The 18708-nt window shown below is 67.3% G+C and carries 23 protein-coding genes; 17 read left to right on the top strand and 6 right to left on the bottom strand.

Translation table 11 applies throughout. From position 1 onward, the window contains the following. The 3 genes from rmuC to recR form a co-directional block, all read right to left on the bottom strand. A complete protein-coding gene (rmuC, locus tag B3547_RS19890; protein ID WP_292966303.1) occupies positions 1–1548 on the bottom strand; it encodes a DNA recombination protein RmuC in 1548 nt (515 codons plus the stop codon). A gap of 501 nt (positions 1549–2049) precedes the next feature. Beyond that, positions 2050–2619, bottom strand: a complete 570-nt coding sequence (def, locus tag B3547_RS19885; protein WP_125956642.1) for a peptide deformylase — start codon at positions 2617–2619, stop codon at positions 2050–2052. Between the two features lie 108 nt (positions 2620–2727). Next, complete coding sequence (gene recR, locus B3547_RS19880; protein ID WP_124808422.1) at positions 2728–3324, bottom strand: recombination mediator RecR; 597 nt, start codon at positions 3322–3324, stop codon at positions 2728–2730. Between the two features lie 50 nt (positions 3325–3374). On the opposite strand from recR, the gene fmt reads away from it, so the two are divergent. The 3 genes from fmt to B3547_RS19865 are packed head-to-tail and all read left to right on the top strand — an operon-like array spanning position 3375 to position 6185. Beyond that, a complete protein-coding gene (fmt, locus tag B3547_RS19875; protein WP_292966297.1) occupies positions 3375–4280 on the top strand; it encodes a methionyl-tRNA formyltransferase in 906 nt (301 codons plus the stop codon). A gap of 34 nt (positions 4281–4314) precedes the next feature. Further along, positions 4315–5067 carry a tRNA pseudouridine(38-40) synthase TruA gene (gene truA, locus B3547_RS19870; RefSeq protein ID WP_125956636.1) on the top strand — a complete coding sequence of 251 codons (753 nt, stop codon included), beginning with the start codon at positions 4315–4317 and terminating at the stop codon, positions 5065–5067. 2 nt (positions 5068–5069) lie between these two features. Beyond that, positions 5070–6185, top strand: coding sequence for a zinc-binding dehydrogenase (locus B3547_RS19865; RefSeq protein ID WP_292966292.1), 1116 nt, complete (start codon positions 5070–5072; stop codon positions 6183–6185). A gap of 180 nt (positions 6186–6365) precedes the next feature. Here the strand turns inward: B3547_RS19865 and cobS are convergent, their stop codons facing one another. After that, positions 6366–7358: a cobaltochelatase subunit CobS gene (cobS, locus tag B3547_RS19860; RefSeq protein ID WP_124808426.1), complete on the bottom strand. Its 993-nt coding sequence runs from the start codon at positions 7356–7358 to the stop codon at positions 6366–6368. A gap of 97 nt (positions 7359–7455) precedes the next feature. Between cobS and B3547_RS19855 the strand changes: the two genes are divergently transcribed. The 9 genes from B3547_RS19855 (at position 7456) to B3547_RS19815 (ending at position 12619) form a co-directional block, all read left to right on the top strand. Then, a complete protein-coding gene (locus B3547_RS19855) occupies positions 7456–8097 on the top strand; it encodes a glutathione S-transferase family protein (protein WP_124808427.1) in 642 nt (213 codons plus the stop codon). A 119-nt stretch (positions 8098–8216) separates the two neighbouring features. Next, positions 8217–8864, top strand: a complete 648-nt coding sequence (locus B3547_RS19850; RefSeq protein WP_292966288.1) for a TetR/AcrR family transcriptional regulator — start codon at positions 8217–8219, stop codon at positions 8862–8864. Then, the gene (locus tag B3547_RS19845) at positions 8861–9280 is read left to right on the top strand and encodes a VOC family protein (protein ID WP_194918071.1); all 420 of its coding nucleotides are present in this window, start codon (positions 8861–8863) and stop codon (positions 9278–9280) included. The genes B3547_RS19850 and B3547_RS19845 overlap by 4 nt, the downstream gene beginning before the upstream one ends. A gap of 48 nt (positions 9281–9328) precedes the next feature. Continuing rightward, entirely contained in the window at positions 9329–9697 is a 369-nt protein-coding gene (locus B3547_RS19840) for a DUF1428 domain-containing protein (RefSeq protein WP_292966283.1), read from the top strand. A 2-nt stretch (positions 9698–9699) separates the two neighbouring features. After that, complete coding sequence (locus B3547_RS19835) at positions 9700–10488, top strand: VOC family protein (protein ID WP_292966280.1); 789 nt, start codon at positions 9700–9702, stop codon at positions 10486–10488. Between the two features lie 2 nt (positions 10489–10490). After that, a complete protein-coding gene (locus B3547_RS19830) occupies positions 10491–10967 on the top strand; it encodes a VOC family protein (protein WP_292966277.1) in 477 nt (158 codons plus the stop codon). 1 nt (position 10968) lies between these two features. Further along, on the top strand, positions 10969–11631 hold the full coding sequence (locus B3547_RS19825) for a glutathione S-transferase family protein (RefSeq protein WP_292966274.1): 663 nt from the start codon (positions 10969–10971) through the stop codon (positions 11629–11631). 11 nt (positions 11632–11642) lie between these two features. Continuing rightward, positions 11643–12083, top strand: a complete 441-nt coding sequence (locus B3547_RS19820) for an SRPBCC family protein (protein ID WP_292966271.1) — start codon at positions 11643–11645, stop codon at positions 12081–12083. Between the two features lie 53 nt (positions 12084–12136). Next, positions 12137–12619 (top strand): GFA family protein, encoded by a 483-nt coding sequence (locus B3547_RS19815; protein WP_292966268.1) that lies wholly within the window; start codon positions 12137–12139, stop codon positions 12617–12619. A 37-nt stretch (positions 12620–12656) separates the two neighbouring features. On the opposite strand, the gene B3547_RS19810 is transcribed toward B3547_RS19815, so the two are convergent. Next, a complete protein-coding gene (locus B3547_RS19810; RefSeq protein WP_292966265.1) occupies positions 12657–14495 on the bottom strand; it encodes a DUF885 domain-containing protein in 1839 nt (612 codons plus the stop codon). Positions 14496–14661: 166 nt separating this feature from the next. On the opposite strand from B3547_RS19810, the gene B3547_RS19805 reads away from it, so the two are divergent. Then, positions 14662–15021 (top strand): hypothetical protein, encoded by a 360-nt coding sequence (locus B3547_RS19805; protein WP_124808437.1) that lies wholly within the window; start codon positions 14662–14664, stop codon positions 15019–15021. Between the two features lie 9 nt (positions 15022–15030). Continuing rightward, a complete protein-coding gene (locus B3547_RS19800; protein WP_124808438.1) occupies positions 15031–15231 on the top strand; it encodes a hypothetical protein in 201 nt (66 codons plus the stop codon). Between the two features lie 53 nt (positions 15232–15284). Here B3547_RS19800 and B3547_RS19795 read toward each other — a convergent pair whose 3' ends face one another. Next, on the bottom strand, positions 15285–15941 hold the full coding sequence (locus tag B3547_RS19795) for an alpha/beta hydrolase (RefSeq protein ID WP_124808439.1): 657 nt from the start codon (positions 15939–15941) through the stop codon (positions 15285–15287). A gap of 138 nt (positions 15942–16079) precedes the next feature. Here B3547_RS19795 and B3547_RS19790 point away from each other — a divergent pair, with 138 nt between their 5' ends. From B3547_RS19790 to B3547_RS19780, 3 genes are read left to right on the top strand one after another with little or no spacing between them, the layout of a single operon-like run. Further along, the gene (locus B3547_RS19790) at positions 16080–17147 is read left to right on the top strand and encodes a cysteine desulfurase family protein (RefSeq protein ID WP_292966261.1); all 1068 of its coding nucleotides are present in this window, start codon (positions 16080–16082) and stop codon (positions 17145–17147) included. After that, complete coding sequence (locus B3547_RS19785) at positions 17144–18250, top strand: cysteine desulfurase family protein (RefSeq protein WP_292966258.1); 1107 nt, start codon at positions 17144–17146, stop codon at positions 18248–18250. Before B3547_RS19790 ends, B3547_RS19785 begins: the two co-directional genes overlap by 4 nt. Next, positions 18229–18561 carry a 2Fe-2S iron-sulfur cluster-binding protein gene (locus B3547_RS19780; protein ID WP_124808442.1) on the top strand — a complete coding sequence of 111 codons (333 nt, stop codon included), beginning with the start codon at positions 18229–18231 and terminating at the stop codon, positions 18559–18561. Before B3547_RS19785 ends, B3547_RS19780 begins: the two co-directional genes overlap by 22 nt. Positions 18562–18708: the final 147 nt, after the last annotated feature.

The following is an 18708-nucleotide window of genomic DNA, read 5'->3' as shown; positions in this document are numbered from 1 at the left end:
TCACCCCGCCGTCGCTGCGATGTCGTCCTCTGTATCAACCGGTTGCGGCGCGGGAAGTTCCGAAGGCTCTACCGCCATGCTTTCGGCATAACGCGGCGCGGATTCGACGAGCGAGACTTCCTCGATCTCGCGCTTGCCGATCGAAACGCCCTTGTCGCGCAGGCGGCGGCCGGCCGAGAGGACGTTGCGTTCGAAGCTGCCGACGAACTTGTTGTAGTTTTCGACCGCGCTGTTCAGCCCCCCGCCCACGCGCTTGAGATGCTCGGTGGCGGTGGCGAGGCGATCGTAAAGCTCGGTCCCAGCCTTCCCGATTTCCACGGCTTCGCGCGCGATGGTGTCCTGTCGCCATACCATCGCCACGGTGCGCGCGATGGCGACGAGGTTGGTGGGCGTGGCGAGCAGCACCTTGCGTTCGAAGGCGAAGTCCCAAAGCCCCGGATCGTGTTCGAGCGCGGCGGCGACGAAGTGTTCGCCCGGCACGAACATCACCACGTAGTCCGGCGCGTCGTCGAACTGGCTCTGGTAGGATTTCGCGCCAAGCTGCTGGATGTGGTTGCGCATCGAGGTGGCGTGCAGGGTGAGGAAATGTTCCCTGGCTTCGTCCGTGTCGGCCGCGAACGCGTCCTGATAGGCGTTGAGCGAGACCTTGGCGTCCACGATCAGGCTTTTCTGCCCGGGGATGCGCACGATCGCGTCCGGGCGGAGGCGGCCATCCTCGGTGTCGATCGAATGCTCGGTGACGAAATCGGTGTGTTCGGCAAGCCCGCACTGTTCGAGCAGGTTGCGCAATTGCTGTTCGCCCCAGCGTCCGCGCGCTTTGGGCGCGTTGCGCAGCGAATTGCCCAGCCGCGCGGCTTCGGCGCGCACGGCTTCCTGTCCATCACGCATCGACTGGATCAGGCCCGACAACTGCCCGAACGAATCCACCCGCTTGGCTTCGAGCTCCTGCACCTGCTGTTCGTACTTCTGGAGCCGTTCGCCCACCGGCGCCAGCAGCGTGCGCAGGCGTTCGGCGCTGGTCTTCTCGCTCTGTTCGAAGCGATCGGCGGCGCGGCGCAGGAACGCCTCCTGCGCGCCTTCCAGCACCTTGGCGCCGGCAGCCTCGAATTCCTTGCGCAGCGCTTCGCGCGCTTCGATCAGCAGGCGCTCGCGCTCGGCGAAGTTGGTGGCGTCGGCCTTCATCCGCGCGACTTCGGCCCGCAGCGCCTCGCGCTCCTCGCGCGCGGTGCCGAGCTCTGCGGCGAGCGCATCGGCATGGCGCGCGCGTTCCGTGGCCGAGGCCAGTTGCGAGGCGAGCGCGTTGCGTTCCTGGCGGATCGCGGCGAGTTCCCCGGTCACCTGATCGAGCAACTTCACCCGCTCGCTCATCGCCGCGAGATCGACCGTCATCGCCTTGACCGTGGCTTCGTGAGCCTTGGCCGCGCTGTCCCGCTCGGCATGGCGCTGCTGCCAGTCGGCCACGGGCCGCCCGCCCAGAAACCAGCCGATCGCAAGACCCAAAACGAGGGCGACGATCAGGAAAACGAGCAGGAGAAAGGGCGAGTCCATCAGTCAACATCCTCCACAATTGCCGACGGAGCAGAACTCCGCCGGCAACGTGTGCTGCAAGACCCTCAGAGGTGCCTCTGAAGGTCGACGAGTGCTTCTGCGTCAGATGCAAAACCCCTTGCGGAACAAGCCAAAATTGTTCCGCAAGGCGCGATGATCAACCAGTGTACACCGTCGTATAGGCAACACAGCGAATACATACGGTCCATATCGGGGACCTTTCGCTGTGATTTTTGCCAATTCCTGATGCAGATGAGAATAGTGAGGCAGGAGAACAAAGGTTTCTTGATCCGGGCGGCTAGGCATCTGGCTTCTTCTGTCCAGTTCCGGCGTTGCCGTTCTCGCGTTGGTTTGTGCCCATGCGTATAATCTCAGGCGCAGTCAGGAGCGTAAGGTTACGACGCTACCTACAAGCGTTTAGACGAATCGATAGGCACCTCCCTCTCTGGAACAGAGAGAGAACGTACCATCAGCATGAGATTGTGCAACTGATTTGGCTGCTCAAGCAGCCTTGCGCAGCTTTTCCAGCTTCTTGAGCGCCATCTGCCGCTTGAGGCGGGAGAGGTGGTCGATGAACAGGATGCCTTCGAGATGGTCCATCTCGTGCTGGAGGCAGGTGGCGAGCAGGCCTTCCATGTCCTCTTCGTGCACCGTGCCGTCCACGTCCTGCCAGCGGGCGCGGATGCGCGCGGGGCGTTCGACTTCGGCGTAGATCTCCGGCACCGAGAGGCAGCCTTCGTTGTAGATGGCGTGCTCTTCCGAAGGATCGAGAATCTCGGGATTGATGAAGACCCGCGGTTCCCGCTTGGTCGGCTGGTGCGTGTGGTGGTGGCCGCCGTGCGCGGTGCACACTTCCGGCTCCGCGTCCTCGTCATCGGGCTGGAGATCGATCACCAGCACGCGCAGCGGCACGCCCACCTGGATCGCGGCGAGACCGATGCCGGGGGCATCGTACATCGTCTCGAACATATCGGCGACGAGCGTCTTCAACTCGTCGTCGAACGTCGTGACGGGTGCGGACACCTGCTTGAGGCGCGGATCGGGAACTTCGATGATTTCGCGGATAGCCATGGAGCGCAGATAAGCGCGTTGTGGCGGAGTCGCAAGGGACGCTGCGGTTAGGGGGCGAGGCTTGGGACGACGCGGCTTCGTCCGGCTGCAGTTCGTCGCGAATCCCCGCTATCCCACCGGCCGCCGGGCGCGCAGGGCCTGGGCGAGCGTGCCTTCGTCGAGATAATCGAGTTCGCCGCCGACGGGCAGGCCGTGGGCGAGCTGGGTAACGCGGACAGGAAACGCTTCCAGCCTCTCGGCGATGTAGTGCGCGGTGGTCTGGCCTTCGAGCGTGGCGTTCATCGCCAGCACCACTTCGTCGATCCCGCCTGCCGCCACGCGATCAAGCAGGCTGGCAATGGCAAGGTCTTCTGGGCGCACGCCGTCCAGCGCGGACAGGCGCCCGCCGAGAACGTGGTAGCGACCGGTGAACAGATGCGCGCGATCGAGCGCCCACAGGTCGGCCACTTCCTCCACCACGCAGATCGCGCGCGAATCGCGGCGGGGATCGGCGCAGATGCCGCAGGGGTTGCTGGTATCCACGTTGCCGCAGGTGTCGCACTCGACGAGCCGGTCGCGCACGGTGACGAGCGCGTCGACAAGCTGGGTCAGCGCGGTTTCACGGCGCTTGATCAGCCACAGCACGGCGCGCCGCGCCGAGCGCGGGCCAAGTCCGGGAAGGCGGGCGAGCGCGCCGGCCAGCGCCTCGATCTCTTGCGATGCCATGGCCGCACAGATAGGGCCACCGCAGGCAAACGGAAGGCTTTTCGCACACCATGCGCATCATCTTCATGGGCACGCCCGATTTCGCGGTGCCGACGCTGCGCGCGCTGGTGGCGGCGGGGCATACGGTGGTCGCGGCCTATAGCCAGCCACCAAGGCCCGCCGGGCGCGGCAAGAAGCTCCAGCCTTCGCCGGTGCACCTTGCGGCCGAGGCGCTGGGGATCGCGGTGCGCACACCGGCCAGCCTGAAAGGCGCGGAGGAACAGGCGGCGCTGGCCGCGCTGGATGCCGATGTCGCGGTGGTGGCCGCCTATGGCCTGATCCTGCCGCAGGCGGTGCTCGATGCGCCGCGCCGGGGCTGCCTCAACGTCCATGGCTCGATCCTGCCGCGCTGGCGCGGCGCCGCGCCGGTGCAGCGCGCGATCCTGGCGGGGGACGAGGAAACCGGCGTGACGATCATGCAGATGGAGCGCGGGCTGGACACCGGGCCGATGCTGGCGAAAGTGTCGACGCCGGTGGACGGGAAGACAGCGGGCGCGTTGACGGAGGAACTGGCCGCACGCGGCGCGGCGTTGATGGTAGAGGTGCTGGCGGACCTGCCGGGGCACCCGCCGGTGACCCAGCCGGAGCACGGCGTGACCTATGCCCACAAGATCGACAAGGCGGAAAGCCGGCTCGATTTCACCCGGGCGGCGGTGGACGTGGAGCGGCAGGTGCGCGCTTTCGCGCCGGCGCCGGGCGCGTTCTTCGAACTGGATGGCGAACGCTATCGCGTGCTGGCGGCGGAAGTCGTGGCTGGCGCGGGAGTGCCGGGAACTGCGTTGGACGATGCGCTGACGATCGCGTGCGGCACCGGCGCGCTTCGTCCATTGATTGTCCAGCGCGCCGGGCGGCCGGCGATGGACACGGCGGCGCTGTTGCGCGGGCGGGCGGTCCCGGCCGGAACGGTGCTGGGCTGATGGCGGCTTGCTGCCGGTCGGGGAGCCATCCCGCATGACCCGTTTCGCGCTCACGCTCGAATGGAACGGCCAGCCCTACATGGGCTTCCAGCGGCAGGCGCACGGGCCTTCGGTGCAGCAGGCGGTCGAGGAGGCGGCCTTCGCGGTCACCGGGCAGGTGGTGACGCTCCACGCCGCGGGGCGGACCGATACCGGCGTCCACGCGCTCGCGATGCGCGCGCATTTCGATCTGGCGCGCGATTTCGATGCGTTCCGTCTGTCCGAAGCGCTCAACGCGCGGCTGCGGCTGGCCCGGCACGCGGTGGCGGTGCTGGACGTGCGGGTGGTCGATGCGGACTGGCACGCGCGCTTTTCGTGCCTGGGGCGGGCCTATGAATACCGCATCGCCAACCGCCGCGCGCCGCTGACGCTGGAGGCGGGGCTGGCTTGGCGCATCGCCCGGCCGCTCGATGCCGCCGCGATGCACGCGGCGGCGCAGGAACTGGTCGGTCACCACGATTTCACCACGTTCCGGTCGGTCCACTGCCAGGCGGCGAGTCCGCTCAAGACGCTCGACCGGCTGGACGTGCGGCGCGAGGGCGATCACGTGATCGTCGAGGCGGCCGCGCGCAGCTTCCTGCACCACCAGGTGCGCTCGATGGTGGGTTGCCTGGCGCTGGTGGGGCAGGGGATGTGGACCCGTGCCGACCTCGCCGCCGCGCTCGCCGCGAAAGACCGTTGCAAATTAGGACTTAACGCGCCCCCGGAAGGGCTCTACTTCGTGAAGGCGATCTATCCGGGAGAATGAAGATGTCCGATGTCAAAGGCCTGCAACTGCTGTCCACCCTGGGCGAGGATGGCTTGCTGACGGTGGAACTGGTCGAACAGACCGTATCGGCCCCCAAGGGGCGCGAAGTGCTGATTCGCATGGAAGCGGCGCCGATCAATCCGTCGGACCTGGGGCTGCTGTTCGGCCCGGCCGATGTCGAGAACGCGGAATATTCCGAAGGCCGGCTCGTCGCGCGGATGCCTGAAGGCGCGGTGCGCGCGATGAAGGCGCGGATCGGCGAGGCGATGCCGGTGGGCAACGAAGGCGCGGGCACGGTGATCGCCGCCGGCGATGCGCCCGAGGCGCAGGCGCTGCTGAACCGGCGCGTGACCTGCCTGCCGGGCGGCGCCTATGCGCAGTATCGCGTGGTCGATGCGGGGGCCTGCATCGCGCTGCCCGATCACGTCTCGGCCGAGCAGGGGGCTTCCGCGTTCGTCAACCCGCTGACCTCGCTGGGCTTTACCGAGACGATGAAGCTGGAGGGCTTCACCGGACTGGTCCACACGGCGGCCGCTTCGAACCTGGGGCAGATGCTGGTGAAGATCTGCCAGGAAGACGGCATTCCGCTGGTCAACATCGTGCGCAGCGCGGCGCAGGAGAAGATCCTGCGCGATCTGGGCGCGCAATATGTGCTCGATTCCACCGCGCCCGATTTCCTGCCGAAGCTGATCGACGCCATTGCCGAAACCGGGGCGATGCTGGGCTTTGACGCGATCGGCGGCGGCACGCTGGCCGGGCAGATCCTGACCGCGATGGAAGCCGCGGCGAGCCGGGGGGCGGCCTACAGCCGCTATGGTTCGTCCACGCCCAAGAAAGTCTATATCTACGGCGCGCTCGATCTGGGGCCGACGGTGCTGAACCGCGCGTTCGGGCTGACCTGGGATCTTGCCGGCTGGCTGCTGACCCCGTTCATGGCCAAGGCCGGTCCGGAAATCGTCGGCCGAATGCGCGCGCGGGTGATGGACAACATCACCACCACGTTCGCCAGCCACTACAAGGCGCGGGTGCCGCTCAAGGACATCCTCAGCCGCGAGGCCGTGCTGGAATACAACGCGCGGCGCACGGGTGAAAAGTACCTGATCCTGCCCAACGGCTGAAGCGGGGCTGATTTCGGCACGCAACTGGAAAGGATGAGAAGCGTCACCCCGGCGAAAGCCGGGGTCTCAGGCGGTTGCGGGAAAGCCCCGGCACAGTGCCGCCGAGCCGCACGAGACCCCGGCTTTCGCCGGGGTGACGGGGCGGGGGGAGCACAGGGACCAGAGGCCCCCGCGCCGGCCTTACGCCTTGTGCGCGACGCTTTCGGGCAGGTCCTTGCCGAACACGCGCTGGTAGTATTCGGCCACCAGCACGCGCTCCGCTTCGTCGCACTTGTTGAGGAACGAGAGGCGGAAGGCGAAGCCCACGTCGCGGAAGATCTGGCTGTTGTGCGCCCAGGCGATGACGGTGCGCGGGCTCATCACCGTGGATATGTCGCCGTTGACGAAGCCCTTGCGCGTCAGGTCGGCGACGCGGACCATGTCGGCGATGGTCTGCTTGTCCAGCCCTTCCACCTTGTTGGCCACGACCGCGATCTCGGTCTCGGCCGGCAGGTAGTTGAGCGCGACGACGAGGCTCCAGCGGTCCATCTGGCCCTGGTTGATCGCCTGCGTGCCGTGGTAAAGACCGCTGGTATCGCCCAGGCCCACCGTGTTGGCGGTGGCGAACAGGCGGAACCACGGGTTCGGGCGAATCACCCGGTTCTGGTCGAGCAGCGTGAGCTTGCCTTCGGTTTCCAGCACGCGCTGGATCACGAACATCACGTCCGGCCGGCCGGCGTCGTATTCGTCGAACACCAGAGCGGTGGGCGTCTGCAGCGCCCAGGGCAGCAGGCCTTCGCGGAATTCGGTGACCTGCAGGCCATCGCGCAGCACGATCGCGTCACGCCCGATCAGGTCGATACGGCTGATGTGCGCGTCCAGGTTGATGCGGATGCACGGCCACTTCAGCCGCGCCGCGATCTGTTCGATATGCGTGGACTTGCCCGTGCCGTGATAGCCCTGGACCATCACGCGGCGGTTGTAGGCAAAGCCCGCCAGGATCGCCAGCGTGGTGTCCGGATCGAAGACGTAGCCTTCGTCCAGATCGGGCACGCGTTCGTCCGCTTCGGAGAAGGCGGGCACCTTCATGTCGATATCGATGCCAAAGACTTCGCGCGCGTCGATCGTGGTGTCCGGCGCGGGAAGCACGGTGGTGGCTCGGCTGTCGGGCTGGATGTTCGGAATATCGGTCATCGCGACATCGCCTATACGCCCGCGCGCGCGGCTGCAACTAGGTTTGCCACTTGGCGCGATTGCGGCATCATCGGGCAACGATTCAGGGAGAGGTCGAATGCAGGTCTATGGTTTTCCGCTGTCGCCGTTCGTGCGCAAGGTGCTGCTGGTGGCGGCGGTGAAGGGGATCGCGGTGGAATCGGTGATCGGCCGTCCGGGAGCGCCATCGCCTGAATTTCTGGAGGCGAGTCCGTTCCGCAAGATCCCGGCGCTGCGTGACGGCGATTTCACCCTGTCCGATTCGACGGCGATCGCCACCTACATGGACGCCTTGCACCCCGAGCCGGCTATCTTTCCGGCGGAGGCGCGGGCACGCGGCAAGGCGATCTGGTTCGAGGAGTTCGCCGATACGATCATCGTGCCGGCCGGCGCCAAGATCGTGTTCAACCGCTTCGTCGCGCCGCGCGTGCTGGGGCGGCCCGGCGACGAGGCGGCGGCCGAGCAGGGCATGGCCGAGATCGCACCCATGCTCGACTATCTGGAAGGCGCGGTTCCGGCGGAAGGCTGGCTGACCGGCGATACGTTCAGCATCGGCGACATCGCGGTGGCGAGCGTCTTGCGCACGTTGGCTTATGCGATGCCATCGCCCGATCCGGACAGGCATCCGGCAACGGCGGCATGGTACGCGCGCGTCGGCGAGCAGCCGTGCTGGCGCGCCGTGGCGGAGCGCGAGGCGGCAGCGGTCGCGACGCTCGGATAGGGCGGAACTGGGGCGGTCGCCTGCAACGACGGCCGCCCAGACCGGAAGACTCTGCGGTTTTTGTCCAGAGAGGACGGATATTCGTTTGCGCCATACCAACCGGTCGGTATGGTCGGGTCATGGTTCCGAATCGCCCCTTCCGACCGACGCCCACCAACGCGAAGGGGAAGCTGCTGGAAGCGGCAGTGCAGCTGGTGCGCGGCAACGGCTTCGCGGCCACGTCCGTGGACCAGCTTTGCGCGCACGCAGGGGTGACCAAGGGTGCGTTCTTCCATCACTTCGCCTCCAAGGAAGCGCTGGGCGTGGCTGCGGCGGATTACTGGAGCGAATGCACCGGCGCGTTCTTCGCGGAAGCGCCGTTCCATCATCATGCCGATCCGGTCGACCGGGTGCTGGGCTATATCGACCTGCGGCTGGCGCTGATCGGCGGGCCGGTGGAATCGTTCAGTTGCGTGGCGGGAACGATGGTGCAGGAAGCGTTCCGCTCCAGCGCGGCGATCCGCATCGCCTGCGAGGCCAGCATCATGGGCAACGCCAGGGCGCTGGAGGCCGACATCGCCGAGGCCATGGTCCAGCGCGGCGTGACGGGCACGACCGCCGAAAGCCTGTCGCGCCATGTGCAGGTAGTGATCCAGGGCGCGTTCGTCGTGGCCAAGACGCAGGAGGAAAGCGCCGCACCGGACATGGCGCGCGATGCGCTGCGGCACTTGCGGCGCTATTTCGAGTTCCTGTTCCGGGTCCCGCAAGAGAGGAGCGCAGACCAGTGACACGCATGATATTCGTCAACCTGCCCGTGGCCGACCTTGGCCGCGCGCGCCGCTTCTACGAGGCGGTCGGTTTCACCAACGAACCCCGCTTCACCGACGAGACCGCCGCCGCGATGGTGTGGAGCGAGGCGATCTACGTGATGCTGCTGACGCACCAGAAGTGGGCATCGTTCACCGACCGTCCGATCCCCGCCGCCGGATCGAGCGAGGTGGCGCTCGCGCTGGCGCTCGATGGGCGTGATGCGGTGGACGCCTTTGTCGAGCTGGCGGGCGCCAACGGCGGTCTGGTTGATGTCAATCCGGTGCAGGACCACGGCTTCATGTACGGGCGCGACGTGACCGATCCGGACGGGCACGTTTGGGGGCCGTTCTGGATGGACCCGATGGTTGCCAGCGGAGACACGCCCCCAATCTGAAACGACGCATGACAAAAGGCTTCAAGCCGGCCGAAATGGGAGAGAGATATGGCCTATGTCGATGGTTTTGTGATCGCGGTGCCTACGGGCAATCGCGAACGCTTTATCGAACATGCCCGCAAGGCGGACGCGCTGTTCATCAAACACGGCGCGACACGAATCTGGGAATGCTGGGGCGATGACGTTTCCGACGGGAAGGTCACGGATTTCCGCCGCGCTGTGCAGGCCACGGAAGACGAGACGGTCGTGTTCAGCTGGATCGAATGGCCCGACAAGGAAACACGCGACAGCGTGTTCGCGCGGATGGAAGACCTGATGCGCGACGATGCCTGGAACCCCGAACTCAACCCGGTGCCCTTCGATGGCAAGCGGATGATTTACGGTGGCTTCACGCCGGTGGTGCGGATGGGAGAATGACGATGGCTGGCGGATTTATCTGGTACGAGCTTATGACGCCCGATGCCGATGCGGCCAGCGCGTTCTACCGCGCGGTGATCGGCTGGGCCGTGGAAGGTGGCGGAGAGGCGGCAGGGCCGGTCGATTACCGCCACATCCTCCGGGCTGATGGCGGCAGCGCCGGCGGGATGCTGGCCCTGTCGGCCGATATGGTCGCGCACGGGGCCAAGCCGGCGTGGCTGCCCTATCTCCACGTGACCGATCTCGATGCCGCGCTGGCGGCGGTGACGGCCGAAGGCGGCAAGGTGCTGATGCCGGTGTCGGAACTGCCGGTCGGCCGTATCGCGATGGTCTCGGACCCGCAGGGCGTTCCGGTGTACCTGATGACGCCGGTGCCCGCGCCGGGCCAGGAAAACGCGAAGAGCGACGTGTTCTCGCCAACGGCGGAACAGCGCGTGGGCTGGAACGAGCTGGCCAGCCCCGATCTGGAAGCGTCCAAGGCGTTCTATGCGCGCCATTTCGGCTTCCAGTTCAACGAGAAGATGCCGATGGGCGAGATGGGCGATTACTGCTTCATCGATCACGACGGCCAGCGCGTGGGCGCGATGCTGCCGCTGTTCGAGCCAGGGCGCGCCGCGCTGTGGCGGCTCTATTTCCGCGTTCCCTCCGTCACGGCCGCCAAGGCCGCGATCGAGAACGCCGGCGGCAAGGTGATGCACGGCCCGCATCAGGTTCCGGGCGACGACTGGATCGTGATCGCCACGGACCCGCAAGGGGCGGAGTTCGGCATCGTCGGCGCGCTGCGAGGCTGACCATGACCGGAGCAACGATCTGCCTGTGGTATGACAAGGAAGCGGAAGCCGCGGCGCGGTTCTATGCCGAAACCTTTCCCGACAGCCGCGTGAGCGCCGTTCACCGCGCGCCGACCGACTATCCGGCGGGCAAGGCGGGCGATGTGCTGACCGTGGAGTTCACGGTGCTCGGCATTCCGTGCATGGGCCTGAACGGCGGGCCGAACGTGACGCACAGCTGGGCGTTCTCGTTCCAGGTGGCGACCGAGACGCAGGAAGAGACCGACCGCTACTGGAACGCCATCGTCGGCAACGGCGGGGCGGAAAGCGCGTGCGGCTGGTGCAGCGATCGCTGGGGCCTGTCGTGGCAGATCACGCCGCGCCAGTTGACGGAGGCGCTGGCCAATCCCGATGCGGGCGTGCGCGAGCGGGCGTTCCAGGCGATGATGACCATGGGCAAGATCGACATCGCGGCAATCGAAGCGGCGGTGCGAGGGTAGCATGGCGCTGGAACTCTACGGCCACGTGTTCTCCTCCTATACGTGGAAGGCGTTGATCGCGCTTTACGCCAACGGCACGCCGTTCACCTTCCGGGGCGTGGACGGGGAGCATCCTGAAAACGCCGAGCGGGTTCAGGCGGCCAGTCCGGCGGGCAAGTTTCCGCTGCTGGTTGATGACGGAGTGGAAATCTTCGAATCCACCGCGATAATCGAATGGCTGGCGCTGCGGCATCCCGGCCCCGCGCCGCTGCTGCCGACCGACCCGGCGGAAGCGGTGAGAACGCGGATGCTCGACCGTGTGTTCGACAACTACGTGATGAACGTGATGCAGGAGAGCGTGGCCGAAGTGCTGCGCGACGGTGCCCTTTCGCCCGCGACCCGCGCGCGGGTGGAGGCCCAGCTGGACCGCAGCTATCGCTGGATCGATGCCTGGCTGGAAACCTATGCGGCCAGTGACCCGGCCAGCGATGCGGTCTCGCTGATCGAATGCGCGGCCGCGCCTTCGCTGTTCTATGCCGACTGGGTCTATCCGATTCCTGACGCCTGCCAGCGCCTGCAGGCCTGGCGCGCGCACCTGCTGGCGCTGCCGGCGGTGGCGCGCTGCGTGGAGGATGCGCGGCCCTTTCGCGCCTATTTCCCGCTGGGCGCGCCGGATCGCGATTGAGGAGAGAGAGGATGCACGAACTGTCGATTACCCGCCATATCGCCGCGCCGGTGGAGCGGGTGTGGGATGTGCTGGTCAACCGCCAGGAGGAATGGTGGTGTCCGAAGCCGTGGTACGCCAAGATCGTGGAGCAGGATCGCAGGCCGGGCGGGCGGTGCGCGATGGTGATGTACGGCCCCGATGGCGAGGAAATGCCCCAGGAAGGCGTGTTTCTGGCCTGGGACGAGGGGCGGCGCTTCGTTTCGACGGATGCGGTGACGGCGGATTTTCAGCCGGCCGGGCCGTTCATGATCGGCATCTGGGAAGTAGCCCCCGAGGGCGATGGCACGCGCTATACCGCTTCGGCGCGGCACTGGACCGAGGAAGCCATGCGCCAGCATGCGGAGATGGGCTTCGAGGCGGGCTGGAACGCTTGCACCGATCAGTTGCAGGCACTGTGCGAAAGCGCTTGAGGCGTTGACGGCCGCCGGCGGGCTGCGCATCCTGTCCCGAGAGGGAGAGGATCATGACCGTCTTTGCTGAAGGCCGCTGTGCATGCGGCGATGTCCGTTACCGGCTGCTGGATGCGCCGATCGTCACGCATTGCTGCCATTGCCGCTGGTGCCAGCGCGAATCGGGCAGCGCCTTCGCGCTGAACACGGTGATCGAAACCGATCGCGTGGAAGTGGCGCAGGGCTCGCCCGAACACGTCATGACGCCATCGCAGAGCGGGCGTGGTCAGGAAATCGTGCGGTGTCCGGCGTGCAAGGTGGCGCTGTGGAGCCACTATGGCGGGGCGGGCGATAAGGCCGCCTTCGTGCGCGTCGGAACGCTGGACAATCCCGACCTGTGCCCGCCGGACGTGCACATCTTCACCGAAAGCAAGCAGCCGTGGGTGCTGTTGCCTGACGACGCGGAAGTGTTCGCGCAGTTTTATCGCGGGCCGGACGTGCCGCGCCTCTATGGCGAAGATGGCGCGGCCCGCTGGGGCGCGTTGCGCGGACGATAAGGCGAAGGCGGATCGTCCGCGTTCGAGTGTGGCGGCGCTATTTTCCGGCCGTGCGGATATATTCGTCGATGTTGAGCCCCAGCACGTCGAGCGGAACGTTGCCGCCGCCGACCACCGCATCGTCGAAATCGCGCAGGTCGAAGCGAGCGCCCAACGCCGCCTTTGCGCGGGCGCGCTGGCGCAGGATCTCGCTATGGCCGATCTTGTAGCCGCAGGCTTGCCCCGGCCAGCTGCAATAGCGATCCACCTCGCTCGTCACCTCGTCGATCCCCGAGCCATTGGTCTCCGCGAACCAGCGGATCGCCTGCTCGCGCGACCAGCGGCGGGAATGCAGCCCGGTATCGACCACCAGGCGGCAAGCGCGGAAGGCGATTGACTGGAGATAGCCGAGCTGGCCGACCGGATCGCCATCGTAGGCGCCCAGTTCGTCGCCCAGCGTTTCGGCATAGAGCGCCCAGCCTTCGGTGTAGGCGTTGAATGCCAGAATCGCGCGGATCACCGGCAGTTGCTGCGCGTATTCGCCCTGCCAGACATGGCCGGGCAGGGCTTCGTGATGGACTAGCGTGGGCAGGCTGTACTTGCTGTGCAGGCGCGTGGTGTGAAGATTGATCCACATGCGACCGGGCACCGAGCCGTCGATCGATCCGGGGCCGCCATAGGCGCCTGGCGCGCCCGGTTCCTCGGCCAGCGGCAGGCGGCGGACTTCGACATTGCCGCGCGCCAGCTTGCGGAAGGCCAGCGGCAGCTTCCCGCGGATGAAGTCCAGCCGCTTCTGGATGAACGCGACGATCTGGGCGCGTCCTTCGTCGTTGTCGGGAAACTGGAAGCGCGGGTCGTTGCCCAGCGCGGTCATGCGTTCGCCAACAGTGCCCTTGGTGTACCCGAGCCCGCGCAGGATCGGGTCCATCCGCGCCTGCAAGGCCTTCAGTTCCTCCTGTCCGAGCTGGTGGATCTCGTCCGGCGTCATGCGCGTGGTGGTGCTGGCGCGCAGCGCCCAGGCGTACCACGCTTCGCCGTCGGGGCGGGTGCTCATGCCCGCGTCGGAGGTCGCGCTGGCGCGCTGGCGTCGCAGTTCGGCGATCTGGCGTTCGAGCGCCGGGACGACCTTGCCGGTGGCGATGGAGCGCGCCCGCCCGGCCCAGTCGCCCGCGATGCCTTTCGCCTTCGTGCGCCGATCGATCGAATCGACCAGTCCGCCTCCCTGGCGCGCGTCGGCCAGCGAGGCTTCGAGCTGCGCCAGCGCCTTGTCGAGCAGGAAATCGGGCGCGATCACTCTCTGCGCTGCCGTATCGCGCAGGCGGTCCGTTTCGGCGTCGAGCGTTCCGGGATAGGCGGCGAGGCGGGCGAGATAGGCTTCGGCATCCGCCGCATCGGCGATGGGATGATCCGAATCGAGAAACTTCGGCACGTCGAGATAGGCGCCGACGTTCTGGATCACGACATAGGGCGTGTTGCGGTAATTGCCGACGGTGATGTCGCCATAGGGCAGGGCGAACCCATCGAGCGCGGTCTGGTAGGCGCTTTTGACCACGGCCAGGCTGGTGCGCGTGGAATGGTCGAGGCCGGAGGCATCGGTAGCGGCCATCCGGGCCAGATCGGCGCGCAGCAGGGCGGCGATGGCACGTTGCGCGGCGGCCGACTTGTCCCCCAGCTTCGCACGCAGCGCGGCGTGGGCGCCCGTGTCGATGCCAAGGCTTGTGGCGGTTTCGGGGAAGAAATCCAGCAGACGCCACGCGATGCCGTCCAGCAGGGCGTTGGCGTCCGCCGCCGAGGCGGGGACTGCGCGGGCCGGGATCGCGAAGGCGGCGGCAGCGGTGGCGCCCAGGCCGCCCAAGGCGGCGCGGCGGGTGATTCCGTTCGTTTCGTGCGTAACCATGCCGCAACCCTGTCCGCGCGGCGGTGGGAAGTCAAACAGGGCTTGCCGGCTCCGGCTTTTTGGCTTTGTCCAGCACAACTTACGCTGCGCTGGCGAATGTTGCACTGGAACTGTCGCGTGGTCCCGCTAGGCTGTGGTTCGGAGCCCAATCGCAGGAGTCTTCCTCATGAGCATTTTCGATTCGATTCTCGGCCAGATCAGCAGCAACGTTGATGTGAAGAACCTTGCCGCCAAGGTTGGCATCGATCCCGCGACGGCCGAAACCGCCATCGCCGCATTGGCCGCCGGCCACCAGGCCAAGGGTGACACGATCGAGACCGCTGCCGCCAATTCGGGCGTCGACGCTGGCGTGCTTCAGCAGATCGTGGGCCATATCGGTGGCGAGGGATCGCTCGGTCAGTTCGCCTCGATGATCGGCAGCCATCCGGAAGCGCTGGGCAAGGTTACCAGCTTTCTCGACAAGGATCAGGATGGCAGCGTGATCGATGATATCGCGGGGATGGCGCAGGGCTTCCTCAAGAGCTAACGCCTATCGATGCTCGATGCTGTCCTGTCCCTGCTCATGCTCGCCGCCATCGCGTTGGCAGGGGGCGCGTTCGTCCTGTTCCGGCGCGGGGAGCGCAAGCGCCCCGTGCTGATGCTGGTGCTGGCGGCGGTGATGCTGGTGAACCTCGGCATCTGGACGCTGCCCGATGCCGGCGGCAATACGCTGGCGCAGAATACGCAGCCGCAATAGGGCTTTGCCCAGCGGACCGGCGGGCCGTGCCTAAGCAGGCCCACCGGTTCCGGTCACTTGATCGGACAGTCCGGCGAAAGCCGCATGTCCAGATAATTGTCGACCGACTTCATCAGATCGTCGAGTTCGTTCTCGAAGAAGTGATTGGCGCGCGGAATCTCGTCATGGTGGATCGTGATGTGCTTTTGCGTGCGCAGCTTGTCGACCAGCTTCTGCACCGCGTTGGGCGTCACCACCGTATCGGCGTTGCCCTGCACGATGATGCCCGAGGCGGGGCAGGGGGCGAGGAAGCTGAAGTCATACATGTTGGCCGGCGGCGCGACCGAGATGAAGCCCCGGATTTCCGGACGGCGCATCAGCAACTGCATGCCGATCAGCGCGCCGAAGCTGTAGCCGGCGATCCACGTGGTCGAGGCTTCGGGGTGGATGGACTGCACCCAGTCGAGCGCGGCGGCCGCGTCCGACAGTTCGCCGATGCCGTTGTCGAAGCTGCCCTGGCTGCGCCCGACGCCGCGGAAGTTGAAGCGCAGCGTCGCGAAACCGCGCGCCACGAAGGTCTTGTACAGGGCCTGCGTGATGCGATCGTTCATCGTGCCGCCGGCTTGCGGGTGCGGATGCAGGATCATGGCCACTGGCGCGCGCGGCCGGGTGGCGGGCTGGAAGCGGCCTTCAAGGCGGCCTTCGGGACCGGGGAAGATGACTGCGGGCATCGTGTGACCTGGTTATCCTGCTTGCAAATCCGCGCCGGCGGAAAATGCCGGGGCTGGGAATTGGAACGAAGGGCTATATAGAAACGCCGCCCCCGAAAGCAATGTTTCCGGCGCGATCATAACGGGACACGTGATTCCTTGCCTGCCGAACCGCTCTATCTCGACCATGCCGCCACCACCCCGCTGCTGCCGCAGGCGCGCGCCGCGCTGGCGCAGGGCTTCGATGCCTGGGCCAACCCGTCCAGCCCGCACAAACCCGGCCGCGCCGCGCGCGCCTTGCTGGAAGGCGCACGGGCGCGGGTGAAGGCCGCGCTGGGGTGGGAGCGCGAGGCGGTGTTCACCAGCGGGGCGAGCGAGGCGCTGGCGCTGGCGATCCGTCGTGCCAAAGCGGAGCGGGTTGTTGTTTCGGCGGTGGAGCACGAGGCGGTGTTGCGCCCGGCGGGGGTGGATGCGGCGCGCCTGCCGGTCGATGCGGACGGGCGGGTGGATCTTGCCGTGCTGCAAGCGCTGCTGGCCGATGGTCCACGCGCGCTGGTCTGCGTGCAACAGGTCAACAGCGAGACCGGCGTGATCCAGCCGCTGGCGGAGATCGCCGCGCTGGTGCGCGCCGCCGGCGGCATCCTGCTGGCGGACGCGGCGCAGGGCGCGGGCAAGATCGCCTTGCCCGAGGCGGACCTGATCGCGCTTTCGGCACACAAGTTCGGCGGGCCGATCGGCATCGGCGCGCTGCTCATTCGCGATTTCGCGCTGCTGGAAGCGCCCGGCGGGCAGGAACGCGGCTATCGCGGCGGCACCGAGAACCTGCCCGGAGCGCTGGCCATGGCGGCGGCGCTGGAAGCCGGCGATGGCTGGATGGCCGAAGCGGGCCGGCTGCGCGGCCTGCTGGACGCCCAGTTGCAGGCGGCGGGGGCGGAGATCATCGCGTCCGCCGCGCCGCGCTGTCCCACGATCGGCGGCTACCGGATGCCCGGCATTTCATCGGCCGCGCAGCTGATTCGCTTCGACAGCATGGGGATCGCGGTATCGGCCGGCAGCGCCTGTTCCTCGGGCAGCCTGCGGCCCAGCCATGTGCTGTCCGCGATGGGCCTCGATGTGAAGGCGGCCGGCGAGGTGCTGCGCGTGAGCATCGGGCGCGAGACGGACGAGGCCGCGATCGTGCGGTTCGTGGCGGTTTGGCGGGACATCGCCGGGAGCATGCGGGCGTGATCTATCTCGACTATCAGGCGACCACGCCCCTCGCGCCCGAAGCGCGAGAGGCGATGATGCCTTGGCTGGCGGGGCCTGAAGCGCCGGGCTTCGCCAATCCGCACAGCCCGCACCGTGCCGGGCGCGCTGCGGCGGCGGCCGTGGAGGTGGCGCGCGAGCAGGTGGCGGCCTTGCTGCCGGCGGGCGGGCGCGTGATCTTCACCTCGGGCGCGACCGAGGCGCTCAACCTTGCCATTTTCGGCAGCGGCGCGCGGCGGCTGGCGGTTTCCGCGATCGAACACGCGGCGGTGCTGGATACCGCGCGCGCCGCCGATCCCGGCGTGGCGCTGCTGCCGGTCGATCCGCAGGGGCTGGTCGCTGCCGACGTGCCATTGCCGGCCGGGGCCGATCTGGTTGCGGTGATGCAGGTCAACAACGAGATCGGCACGATCCAGCCGGTCGCCGAACTGGCGCGGCGCGCCCATGCGCAAGGCGCGCTGTTCCTGTGCGATGCGGTGCAGGGCGCGGGCAAGATCGCGCCGCCGCCGGACGCGGACCTGATCGCCATCTCGGCGCACAAGCTTTACGGCCCCAAGGGCATCGGCGCGCTGTGGGTGCGCGACGGGATCGACCTGAAGCCGCTGATCCATGGCGGCGGGCAGGAAGGCGGGCTGCGATCCGGCACGCTTTCGCCTGCGCTCTGCGCCGGCTTCGGCGCGGCGGCGGCCCTGTGCGCAACGCTGCGGGAAAGTGATGCGGCGCATGTGGACAACTTGTGGAAAAGGGCGCGCGGGGCGCTGGCCGGCTGGACGCTGAACGGCAGCGCGACGGCGCGCTGGCACGGCAACCTGAACCTGCGGCTGGCCGGGCTGGACGTGGCGCGGCTGTTGTCGGAATGCCGGAACGTGGCGTTTTCGGCGGGTTCGGCCTGCGCTAGCGGTTCCGGCAGGCCAAGCCATGTCTTGCGCGCGATCGGACTTTCGGACAGGGATACCAAAACCGCGATCCGGCTAGGCTTCGGGCGCTATACGAGGGAAGAGGATCTGGATGAGGGTGTCGCGGCGATCATCGCCGCGGCTGGGTCGCAGGGAGTTGCATTGCCATGGTCCGAGTCACCTTCGTAACGCCCGAAAACGAGCGCGTCGTGGTCGACGGCGCGGAAGGACAGCGCCTGCTGGAACTGGGCCAGAACGCCGGAATGCCGCTGGAAGGCACGTGCGAGGGGCAGATGGCCTGTTCCACCTGCCATGTCATCGTCGCGCCGGACTGGTTCGACCGGTTGCCCGCCGCCGTGGACGACGAGGAAGACATGCTCGATCTGGCCGCCGGCGTCAGCCGCACCAGCCGGCTGTCGTGCCAGATCCTGCTGACCGCCGATCTCGATGGGCTGGAAGTGCGTATCCCGGCCGAGGCGCGGGACATGCAGCGCGTCTGAAACCGCCCGGAAAGCGGGGGATTTCGGCATCCACAGAGTTCCCCTGTCCGCTTCGCGTTGCTAGGACGTTCACATGGCGACCGATACCACCGATACTGGCGAGCCCGATCCGTTCGACGCGATCGTCGATGCGCCTTTCGATTCCGC

This window comes from Novosphingobium sp. UBA1939, assembly GCF_002336885.1.
Lineage (GTDB): Bacteria > Pseudomonadota > Alphaproteobacteria > Sphingomonadales > Sphingomonadaceae > Novosphingobium.
The sequence above is the reverse complement of the archived record's forward strand: the minus strand, read 5'-3'. Positions and strand labels throughout refer to the sequence as shown.